General features: G+C 65.8%; 7 protein-coding genes. 2 read left to right on the top strand and 5 right to left on the bottom strand.

Annotated features, from left to right (window positions below):
• Positions 1-29 precede the first annotated feature (29 nt).
• Positions 30-275 (top strand): DUF982 domain-containing protein, encoded by a 246-nt coding sequence (locus ABGN05_RS20710; RefSeq protein WP_367955956.1) that lies wholly within the window; start codon positions 30-32, stop codon positions 273-275.
• Positions 275-634: a DUF4112 domain-containing protein gene (locus ABGN05_RS20705; RefSeq protein WP_367955955.1), complete on the top strand. Its 360-nt coding sequence runs from the start codon at positions 275-277 to the stop codon at positions 632-634. Before ABGN05_RS20710 ends, ABGN05_RS20705 begins: the two co-directional genes overlap by 1 nt.
• Before the next feature lie 10 nt (positions 635-644).
• Here ABGN05_RS20705 and glgX read toward each other — a convergent pair whose 3' ends face one another.
• From glgX to ABGN05_RS20680, 5 genes are all read right to left on the bottom strand, one after another.
• The gene (glgX, locus tag ABGN05_RS20700; protein WP_367955954.1) at positions 645-2,642 is read right to left on the bottom strand and encodes a glycogen debranching protein GlgX; all 1,998 of its coding nucleotides are present in this window, start codon (positions 2,640-2,642) and stop codon (positions 645-647) included.
• A 5-nt stretch (positions 2,643-2,647) separates the two neighbouring features.
• Positions 2,648-4,276: an alpha-D-glucose phosphate-specific phosphoglucomutase gene (locus tag ABGN05_RS20695; RefSeq protein WP_373695965.1), complete on the bottom strand. Its 1,629-nt coding sequence runs from the start codon at positions 4,274-4,276 to the stop codon at positions 2,648-2,650.
• 3 nt (positions 4,277-4,279) lie between these two features.
• Positions 4,280-5,713: a glycogen synthase GlgA gene (gene glgA, locus ABGN05_RS20690; RefSeq protein WP_367955952.1), complete on the bottom strand. Its 1,434-nt coding sequence runs from the start codon at positions 5,711-5,713 to the stop codon at positions 4,280-4,282.
• Entirely contained in the window at positions 5,714-6,976 is a 1,263-nt protein-coding gene (gene glgC / locus ABGN05_RS20685; protein ID WP_367955951.1) for a glucose-1-phosphate adenylyltransferase, read from the bottom strand.
• A 212-nt stretch (positions 6,977-7,188) separates the two neighbouring features.
• On the bottom strand, positions 7,189-9,678 hold the full coding sequence (locus ABGN05_RS20680; RefSeq protein WP_367955950.1) for a glycogen/starch/alpha-glucan phosphorylase: 2,490 nt from the start codon (positions 9,676-9,678) through the stop codon (positions 7,189-7,191).
• Between the last annotated feature and the right edge of the window lie 280 nt (positions 9,679-9,958).

Here is a 9,958-nt window from a genome sequence, read left to right as displayed (position 1 = left end):
CTGCCACATTGCATCCCGGCAGGAACAGCATGGACCATTTCCACGAACCCGTCCGCATCGTCCTCGGAACGCCCGCGCGCCTCATGGAACTGCGAACGGCGATCGAGGCCGCCGAGACACTGGAAAACCGGTGGCCGCCCCTGAGGGGCAAGTGGTATTTCGCGGCGCGCGAGGCGTGCCGTGCCGCCGGAGAGGGCAAGGCGTCCGTCCATATCGCGCGTCGGATGTTCCTCTACGCGGCGACGGAATCCCGCATCGCGCTGGTCGCCGATTGATGGCCATACCGGCATCCGACGTCGACCGGCGCATCGCAGAACTCGGCGACCTCGCCCGAAACCTCGATTCGCGCTGGCGGATACCGGGCACCGGCATCCGCTTCGGTCTCGACGCCGTCGCCGGGCTCCTCCCCGGCGTCGGCGACGTCGCCTCGGGCCTCGTATCGGCCCACATCGTCTACCACGCGGTACGGATCGGCGCGCCGTCGCACGTCGTGGGACGGATGATCGCGAACGTGGCGCTCGACACGGTCGTCGGCAGCGTGCCGATCCTCGGTTCGGTGTTCGACGTGTTCTACAAGGCGAACAACCGCAACGTTCGGATGCTCCAGCGGCATCTGGAAAGCGCGCGCGCCTGAATTCCGCAGTTCAGCGCTCGGCCAGAACCATTACGGAACGGCCGGGCACGATTGCGACTGTCTCTTCCTCAAGACGCAGTTCCTGTCCCGACGATGCGGCGACGATCCGCCAGTTCGCGGCGGGCAAGTTGAAGACGGTCTGGCGCCTGTCGCCGTTGACGAGTATCGCGACGCGGCCTGCCTCCCCGGCCGAAAGCAGCATCGTCAGGCGACGGTTCCGCGCGTCGTTCCAGCTTGCCTCCTCCATGGGCCTTCCCCGCGGGTCCAGCCATTCCACGTCGGGGTGCGAAGCACCTTCGATGCGCTTGCCGGCAAGAAGGCCGGTTTCGTGCAAAATCCGCGACGTCTTGCGGAATCCCGCAAGGGCGGCGGCGTAGGCCGCCAGGTCGCGGTTGCAGTTCTTCCAGTCCAGCCAGGTGTTGCCGTTGTCCTGGGCATAGGCGTTGTTGTTGCCCTTCTGGGTCCGCCCAAACTCGTCGCCGGCGGTGAGCATGATGGTCCCGCGCGACATGAACAGCGTGGCGAGCAGCGCGCGAACGTCGCGCTCCCGCGCCGCGATCACCTTTTCGTCGCGGGTCTCGCCTTCCATGCCGTTGTTCCACGACAGGTTCTCGTCATGCCCGTCGCGGTTTTGTTCGCCATTCGCCTCGTTGTGTTTGTGCTCGTAGGCAGTGAGGTCGGCGAGCGTCATGCCGTCGTGCGCGGCGATGAAGTTGACGCTGCGCGTGTAGCCGTGACCGTTGCGCCCGAAGACGTCCGACGATCCCGCCAGTCGGGTCGCGAGGGCGGGCAGCGTCGCCTCGTCGCCGCGCCAGAAGCGCCTGACGTCGTCGCGGAACCGGTCGTTCCACTCCAGGAAATGCGAGGGGAAATTGCCGAGGTGGTAGCCGCCCGGGCCGATGTCCCACGGTTCCGCGATCAGCACCCGGTCCGACAGCACCGCGTCCTGCTCGATCTCGCGGAAGAACAAGGCCGCGGGATCGAAGCCCCGGTGGTCGCGTCCGAGGACCGGGGCGAGGTCGAAGCGGAAGCCGTCGACGCCGCAGTTCGTCACGAAGTGCCGCAGCGTGTCGAGGATCATCCGGTGCACTTCCGGGTGCTGCGTCGCGATCGTGTTTCCGCAGCCGGTGTCGTTGGCAAGCACGACCGGATCGCCGGGCAGGTGCCGGTAGTAGGCGAGGTTGTCGAGGCCGCGGAAGCAGAGCGTCGGACCGTTCACGTCGCTCTCGCCGGTGTGGTTGAAGACGAGATCGAGGATGACGCCGATGCCGGCCTCGCGCAGCGTCTTCACTGAACGCCGAAGCTCCGCTACGCCGCCGGGCGCCAGCCTCGGATCGAGCGCCATCAGGGAGACCGGGTTGTAGCCCCAGACGTTGGAGAGACCGAGGGCGGGGAGATGGAGGTCGTCTATCCAGGCCGTGACCGGCATCAGCTCGATCGCGTCGACGCCGAGCTTCTTCAGGTGTTCGACGATCACCGGATGACCGAGGGCTGCGACGGTGCCACGGATTTCCGGCGGGATGTCCGGATGGAGCATGGTCAGGCCGCGCACCGACGCCTCGTAGATCAGCCCGCCGTTGCGGAACAGCGGGGCTGTCCTGGCCAGGGGAGCCATGGGTTCGGGAACCGTGGCCTTGGGCATGAGCCCGGCGGTGTCGCCGCCCTGCCCCCTTCTCGCACAAAGGCGCGGATCGAGCCTGTAGGGCCGGTCGATTTCCAGCGCATAGGGATCCATCAGGAGCTTGTCGGGATCGTGCCAGAAGCCGTTTTCGGGATCATAGCGGCCGTCCGTCCGCAAGCCGTATCGCGCGCCGGGGCCGATGCCGTCGACAAAAGCCTCGAACACCCCGTGTTCGGCGCGCCGCATCTCGATGCGTTGCGTCTCGCGGTCGCCGCTTTCGTCGAAGAGGCAGACCCACATGCGCTCGGCGCAGCTCGACCAGGTTGAAAAACGTACGCCGCCTGCCTCGGCTACCGCTCCGCGTCCGTCGGTCAACGGGTCGGCCATGGCGCTCAGGTGACGACGTCCGGTTCGGTCCGGCCAGTGTGGCGCGCGATCCCGGCGATTTCGTCAGCCGCGGCGACGAGTTCGGCGAGCGCGTCGGAGGTGGCGAGGTCGAGACGGCCGGGGCCGCTCTCATAGCGCTCCAGGTAGACGCGCAGCGTGGCCCCCGACGTGCCGGTCCCCGAAAGCCGGAAGACCACGCGCGATCCCCCTTCGAAGCCGATGCGCACACCCTGGTGCCGGCTGACCGACTGGTCGACGGGGTCGCGGTATTCGAAGTCGTCGGCGAAGGCGATCGTCAGGCCGTTCACCTCCATGCCCGGCAGGTCGGCAAGCTTGCCGCGCAGTTCGGCCATCAGCCGGTTCGCCGCGTCCGTGTCCACCGCCTCGTAGTCGTGGCGGGCATAGTAGTTGCGGCCATACTCCGCCCAGTGGGCGGCGGCGATCTCCTTCACGCTCTGCCGGCGCACGGCAAGGATGTTGAGCCACAGCAGCACGGCCCACAGCCCGTCCTTTTCCCGGACGTGGTCGGAACCGGTTCCGGCACTTTCCTCGCCGCAGATCGTCACCTTGCCGGCGTCGAGCAGGTTGCCGAAGAACTTCCAGCCGGTCGGCGTCTCGTAGAGGCCGATCCCGAGTTTTTCCGCGACGCGGTCAGCGGCGGCACTCGTGGGCATCGAGCGCGCGATGCCGGCCAGGCCGCCTGCATAGCCCGGCGCCAGATGCGCGTTGGCGGCGAGCATGGCGAGCGAGTCCGACGGCGTGACGAAGATGCCCTTGCCGATGATCAGGTTGCGGTCGCCGTCGCCATCCGAGGCCGCGCCGAAATCGGGCGCGCCGGCCGACATCATCAGGTCGTAGAGTTCCTTCGCATGGACGAGGTTCGGGTCCGGATGATGCCCGCCGAAATCCGGCAGCGGAACGAAGTTGCGGACGCTGCCCCCTGGCGCGCCGAGACGCCGCTCGAGAATGTCCTTCGCGTAGGGTCCGGTGACGGCATGCATGGCGTCGAAGGCCATGCGGAACCCGCCCTGGAACATGGCCCTGATCGCCGCGAAATCGAACAGCGTCTCCATCAGCGCGGCATAGTCGGCGACGGGATCGATGATCTCGACCGTCATTCCGTCCACGGAACCCTCGCCGACCTCGTCGATGTCGATGTCGGCGCCGTCGCTGATCAGGTAGCGGTCGATCTCCTTCGAGCGGGCGAACACCGCTTCGGTGATGCGCTCCGGCGCCGGGCCGCCATTGCCGACATTGTACTTGATGCCGAAATCCTCGTTCGGGCCGCCCGGATTGTGGCTGGCCGAAAGCACGAGCCCGCCGAAGGCGCCGTGCTTGCGGATCACGTTGGAGGCAGCAGGCGTGGACAGGATGCCACCTTTGCCGACGATCGCGCGGCCGAAGCCGTTCGCGGCGGCCATGCGGATCGCGGTCTGGATGACCTCCCGGTTGTAGTAGCGCCCGTCGCCGCCGATCACGAGCGTCTTGCCCTTGAAGCCTTCGAGGCTGTCGAAGACCGACTGGATGAAGTTCTCGGCGTAGTTGGGCTGCTGGAAGACGGGCACTTTCTTGCGCAGTCCCGATGTGCCGGGCTTCTGGTCGTCATAGGGCGTGGTGGCAACGGTTCTGATCATCAATCACTCTTCTGAAATGAGCGTCTCGTAGAGGCTCGCGTAACGCCCGGCGCTGCGGTCCCAGGAGACGTCCGCCTTCATCCCTTGCTTTTGCATCGACGTCCACACCCCCGGATCGCGATGGAGGAAAATCGCCCGTTCGATCGCCCGCAAGAGGGATGATGCATCGATCGGCGAGAACTGGAGCCCCGTCGCCACGCCGGCCGCGACCGCGGCCTCGTTGGCGTCGATGACCGTGTCGGCCAGCCCGCCGGTGCGCGACACGATCGGGACGCAGCCATAGCGCAGGCCGTAAAGCTGCGTCAGGCCGCACGGCTCGAAACGCGATGGGATGAGGATGCCGTCGCAACCGGCTTGCATGAGGTGCGAGAGCGGCTCGTCGTAGCCGATGACGATACCGAAACGTCCCCTGTGGCGCGCGGCCGCTGACAGGAGCGCGCCTTCCATCGCGTGATCGCCCGAGCCCAGGATAGCCAGCTTCGCGCCGGCGGCGACGATAGCGTCCAGCACGTCGACCAGGAGGTCGATGCCCTTCTGCCAGGTCATGCGGCTGACGACGCAAAAGAGCGGGGAGGCGTCGTCGTCGAGACCGAACCTGGCCTCGACCGCGGCGCGGTTTCGCCGCCGCTTCACCAGTGAGCGGGGGCCGTAGGTCGACGGCAGGTGCGGATCGGTCTCGGGGTCCCAGATCGTCGTGTCGATCCCGTTGACGATGCCGTGGAGATCGGAGGCCCGTCCGTTCAGCAACCCGTCCAGCCCCATGCCGAACTCCGGCGTGCGGATCTCCTTCGCATAGGTCGGACTGACGGTCGTGATCGCGCTCGCGGCCTGAATCCCCGCTTTCAGGAACCCGACGCCGCCGTAGTACTCCACGCCGTGGATCGACATCGCCGCATCGGGCAGGCCGAGCCATGGAAAGATCGAGCCGGCGAACTGTCCCTGGAAGGCCAGGTTGTGGATGGTCATGACGGACGGAACCGCATGCGCGTTGCCGTAGCGCATGTAGACCAGGGTCATCGCCGCCTGCCAGTCGTGGGCATGGACGAGATCGGGCCGGAAGTGCGGCACGCCGTGCTCGGCGATGTCGGCGCCGGCCTTGCCGAGCGCGGCGAAGCGGCGCCAGTTGTCGTCGTAGTCGCCGCCGTCGCCGTAGAGCCCCGGACGGTCGAAGAGGTGCGGCGCATCGAGGACGAGAAGGTTCAGCCCCTCCACTTCGGCGGCGACGACCGAGGCGGCGCCCCCGAAGAGTTCGTCATAATGCCGGACCGGCGCGGAATGCCGTGCGAGCGCCTTCATGACCGCGGGGTAGCCGGGCACGAGGGTCCGGACCGTGACCCCGTGGGCCGCGAGCGCGCCCGGAAGTGCGCCGGCCACGTCGGCCAGCCCGCCCGTCTTCACGAGCGGGAAGATTTCCGATGCGACAGCGAGGACCTGCATTCAAGTGCCGAGCCGATCGATCATTTTCTGCGTGATCAGGCAGACGCCCCTTTCCGTGCGGCGGAAGCGGCTCGCGTCCACGTCGGGATCCTCGCCGACCACGAGCCCTTCGGGAATGCGCACGCCGCGATCGATCACGACCCGCGTCAGCCGCGCATTGCGGCCGACGAAGCAGTCCGGGAGCACCACCGCCTCGTCGAGCATGGAGAACGAGTTCACCCGGGCTCCGGTGAAGATCAGCGACCTGCGCAGCTTCGCGCCCGAGATGATGCAGTCGCCCGCCACGAGCGACGAGACGGCCGATCCGCGCCTGCCCTCCTCGTCGTGGACGAACTTCGCCGGCGGCTTGATCTCGGCATAGGTCCAGATCGGCCAGTCGCGGTCGTAGAGGTCGAGTTCGGGCGTGATGTCGGTCAGATCGATGTTCGCTTCCCAGTAGGCGTCGACCGTGCCGACGTCGCGCCAATAGGACTCGGTCTCGAAGTTCGAGCGTACGCAGGATTTCGAGAAGCGGTGCGCCACCGCCTTTCCGTTGGCGACGATGTGCGGAATGATGTCTTTGCCGAAGTCGCGGTTCGAGCCGGGCTGGCTGGCATCGCGGCGCAGTTCCTCCATCAGGAAGCTGGTCCGGAACACGTAGATGCCCATCGATGCCAGCGCGAAATCCGGCTTGTCGGGCATGCCGGGCGGGTCCGCCGGCTTCTCGACGAAGGAGACGATCCGGTCCTGGGTGTCGACATGCATGACGCCGAAACCGGTCGCCTCCATGCGCGGCACCTCGAGGCAGCCGACGGTGACGTCGGCGCCGGTCTCGACATGTTCGCGCAGCATGGACTCGTAGTCCATCTTGTAGATGTGGTCCCCGGCCAGGATGACCATGAACTCCACGCCGTAATCCTCGATGATGTCGATGTTCTGATAGACCGCGTCCGCAGTTCCCTCATACCATTGCGTCTCGGACACGCGCTGGCTGGCCGGCAGGATGTCGAAGCTCTCATTGCGCTCGGGACGGAAGAAGTTCCATCCCCGCTGCAGGTGGCGGATCAGGGAATGCGCCTTGTATTGCGTCGCCACACCGATGCGCCGGATGCCGGAGTTGAGGGCATTCGACAGGGCGAAATCGATGATGCGCGTCTTGCCGCCGAAATAGACGGCAGGCTTCGCCCGCACGTCGGTCAGTTCCTTCAGACGGCTGCCACGCCCGCCCGCGAGCACATAGGCCATCGCATCGCGAGCGAGCGGCTGGATGCGTTTCTCCGTCAATGTCTCCTCCCCCTCCAATTTTCGCGGATCATTTCCACGCATGATCGCCGCAACGGGAGGAGAAGTCACGGGCCAAGATTGCCAAATTGCGTCCCCGCCCGTCGTGGCGGCCACGGACTCGCGGGCGCGGAAGGGTTTTCACTGGCGCCGCGAACGCGCGTCGCCTGCGTCCGGATGCGCGATCTGACGGATGGTCCGCCGCCCGCACGGCCTCAAGCCTGTCTGGACAGAACCTCGCCCGTATGAACGTCCCAGATGTCGCGGGCATATTCGCGGATGGTCCGGTCCGATGAGAACCACGCCATGTTCGCGGTGTTGCGGATCGCCTTGGCATACCAGTCGGGCGCGTTGCGCCAGATGTCGTCGACCCGGCGCTGCGCATCCGCATAGGCGTCGAAATCGGCGGCGACCATGAACCAGTCGCGCTCGTAGATGCCGTTGATCAGGTCGCGGTAGCGGGCCGGGTCATCCGGCGAGAACACGCCCGAGGAGATCGCGGAAAGCGCCTGCGCCAGTTCCGGCGACTTTTCGATCGTGGCGCGCGGGACATAGCCTTCGCGCTTCCTGCGCTCGACCTCCTCGGCCGTCAGCCCGAAGATGACGATGTTGTCGGCGCCGACGCATTCGCTGATCTCGACGTTGGCGCCGTCGAGCGTGCCGATGGTGATCGCGCCGTTGAGCGCAAACTTCATGTTGCCGGTTCCCGACGCCTCCAGACCCGCCGTCGAAATCTGCTCGGAAAGATCGGCGGCAGGGACCATCGTCTCGGCCACCGAGACGCTGTAGTTCGGCACGAAGACCACCTTGAGAAGTCCGCGCACCGCCGGATCGCGGTTGATGACGCGCGCCACGTCGTTGGCGAGCTTTATGATCAGCTTGGCGATGTGATAGCTCGGCGCCGCCTTGCCCGCGAAGAATTTTACCCGCGGCATCCAGTCCTTTTCCGGGTGCGAGCGTATCTGGTCGTAGAGCGCCACGGCCTCGATGATGTTGAGGAGCTGGCGCTTGTATTCGTGGATGCGCTTGATCTGCACGTCGAACATGGCGGACGGATCGACGCGCAGGCTGAGCCGCTCGGCGATGTAGTTCGACAGCCGGTTCTTGTTCTCGCGCTTCACGCTGGCGAACTTTTCCCGGAAGGCGGCGTCGTCGGCGAAACGGTCGAGTTCCGAAAGTGCCTCGGTGTCGTCGAGGAAGCGGTCGCCGATCGCCTCGCGGATGAGGCCGGTCAATCCGGGATTGCACTGCATCAGCCAGCGGCGCGGCGTGATGCCGTTGGTCTTGTTGTTGATCCTGGCGGGATAGAGATTATGCAGGTCCGAGAACACGGTCTCCTTCATCAGTTCCGTGTGCAGTCCCGAAACGCCATTGACCGAATGAGAGCCTGCGAAGGCCAGATTGCCCATCCTCACCCGGCGCTCGGCGCCCTCGTTGATGAGCGAGATGCGGCTGATCTGTTCGTCGCTGTAGCGCTGGTAGCTGCGCGCCTCCAGGAGGACCTCGGCGTTGATCGCGTAGATGATCTGCATGTGGCGCGGCAACAATCGCTCGAAGACCGGAATGGGCCAGCTCTCCAGCGCCTCGGGCAGCAGCGTGTGGTTGGTATAGGCGAAGGTGCGCTTGGTGATGTCCCACGACATGTCGAAGTCATGGCCGTGGACGTCCATCAGAAGGCGCATCAGTTCGGCGATCGCGATCGCCGGGTGCGTGTCGTTGAGATGGATCGCGGCCTTGTCCGGCAGCGAATGCAGTTCGCCATACTGGCTGAGATGGCGCTCGAGGATGTCCTGCAGCGACGCGGCGGAGAAGAAATACTCCTGGCGCAGCCGCAGTTCCTGGCCCGCCTGGTGGCTGTCGGCGGGGTAGAGCACCCGCGTCAGCGAGGCGGCCTGATTGGCCTCCTTGAGCGCGCCGATGTGATCGCCGGCGTTGAAGGCGGCCAGAAGGATTGGGTCGACGGCCATCGCCGACCAGAGGCGCAGCGTGTTGACGCGGCGGCCGCGCCAGCCGACGACCGGGGTGTCGTAGGCCACCGCCAGCACGTGCTCCTGCGGTTTCCACACGTGCCGTTCCAGTCTGCCGTCCTTCGACGTGATCGATTCCACCGTGCCGCCGAAGCCGATCTCGAAGGAACGCTCGCGGCGCTCGAACTCCCAGGGATTGCCGTGGTCGAGCCATGTCTCGGGAAGCTCGACCTGCCAGCCGTCCTGGATCTCCTGGCGGAAGAGGCCGTGGACGTAGCGGATACCGTATCCATGCGCGGCCAGGTCGACCGAGGCCATGCTTTCCATGAAGCAGGCGGCGAGCCGGCCGAGGCCGCCATTGCCGAGGGCGGCGTCAGGCTCCAGGCCGGCGATCATGTCGATGTCGACATTGAGGCTCTGGAGAGCCTCGCGCATGTTTTCCATGAGGCCGAGATTGGAGAAGGCGTCGCGCATCAGCCGTCCGATGAGGAACTCCATCGAAAGGTAATAGACGCGCTTCTGCTTCTTTTCGTAGGCTTCCTTCGTGGAAGCGATCCAGCGCTCGATGATGCGGTCGCGCACGACCTTGATCGCGGCGGTCAGCCAGTCGTACTGCGTGGCGACGGAGGAATCCTTGCCGACGCGATAGGTGAGGCAGCTCAGGATCTCGGCGGCCAGCGCCTTCGGATCATTGTCATGCACGACAGGTGGGAGTTCGATGGTCGTCGCCCGGTCCATGGTGGTTCCTCTGCGATGCGGGCAGGTATCGCGACCGGCCCGCGTCAGGTCTCCAGCATTCCTCCCACGCGTATGCTAGACTGACCCGCTTCAAATTCAACAGAGATAACCGGATTGACCGGGGATAACAAATGTTAACAGCGTTTACGCCCGGTCCGTTTTGGCCCGCAGCGGGGAGCGCCGGTCGAGCTTGAGCCTCCCTGCAGCGCGAAGATGTCAGTTGATGCGTTGCCCAAACCCGCGTTCGCCGTTAACAGGCTCTCCGATCATGGGAGCGTGA

The organism is Aquibium pacificum (assembly GCF_040839445.1).
Lineage (GTDB): Bacteria > Pseudomonadota > Alphaproteobacteria > Rhizobiales > Rhizobiaceae > Aquibium > Aquibium pacificus.
This window is presented reverse-complemented; position numbering and strand designations above follow the sequence as displayed.

Excerpts from the sequence above, each read along its gene's own strand:
- ABGN05_RS20705 (WP_367955955.1), top strand. The coding sequence starts at position 275 with ATGGCCATACCGGCATCCGACGTCGACCGGCGCATCGCAGAACTCGGC.
- ABGN05_RS20680 (WP_367955950.1), bottom strand. The coding sequence starts at position 9,678 with ATGGACCGGGCGACGACCATCGAACTCCCACCTGTCGTGCATGACAAT.
- glgX (WP_367955954.1), bottom strand. The coding sequence starts at position 2,642 with ATGGCCGACCCGTTGACCGACGGACGCGGAGCGGTAGCCGAGGCAGGC.
- glgA (WP_367955952.1), bottom strand. The coding sequence starts at position 5,713 with ATGCAGGTCCTCGCTGTCGCATCGGAAATCTTCCCGCTCGTGAAGACG.
- ABGN05_RS20695 (WP_373695965.1), bottom strand. The coding sequence starts at position 4,276 with ATGATCAGAACCGTTGCCACCACGCCCTATGACGACCAGAAGCCCGGC.
- ABGN05_RS20710 (WP_367955956.1), top strand. The coding sequence starts at position 30 with ATGGACCATTTCCACGAACCCGTCCGCATCGTCCTCGGAACGCCCGCG.